Raw genomic sequence first — 512 nt, 5'->3', positions numbered from 1 at the left:
AATCCGCAGCTTCGGTGCATAGTTTAGCCCCGTTACATCTTCCGCGCAGACCGACTCGACCAGTGAGCTATTACGCTTTCTTTAAAGGATGGCTGCTTCTAAGCCAACCTCCTGGCTGTCTGGGCCTTTCCACATCGTTTCCCACTTAACTATGACTTTGGGACCTTAGCTGGCGGTCTGGGTTGTTTCCCTCTTCACGACGGACGTTAGCACCCGCCGTGTGTCTCCCGGATAGTACTTTACGGTATTCGGAGTTTGCAAAGGGTTGGTAAGTCGGGATGACCCCCTAGCCTTAACAGTGCTCTACCCCCGTAAGTATTCGTCCGAGGCTCTACCTAAATAGATTTCGGGGAGAACCAGCTATCTCCCGGTTTGATTAGCCTTTCACTCCTAGCCACAGGTCATCCCCTAACTTTTCAACGTTAGTGGGTTCGGTCCTCCAGTTGATGTTACTCAACCTTCAACCTGCCCATGGCTAGATCACCGGGTTTCGGGTCTATACCTTGCAACTA

The 512-nt window shown here is 51.6% G+C and carries 1 rRNA gene; it reads right to left on the bottom strand.

The features are described 5' to 3' along the window. A 23S ribosomal RNA gene (locus tag ACMVDV_RS23305) occupies positions 1 to 512 on the bottom strand; the annotation flags it as partial.

Source organism: Pseudoalteromonas sp. ASV78, assembly GCF_047806705.1.
In the GTDB taxonomy this organism is placed as follows: Bacteria; Pseudomonadota; Gammaproteobacteria; order Enterobacterales; family Alteromonadaceae; genus Pseudoalteromonas; species Pseudoalteromonas prydzensis_A.
The sequence above is the reverse complement of the archived record's forward strand: the minus strand, read 5'-3'. Positions and strand labels throughout refer to the sequence as shown.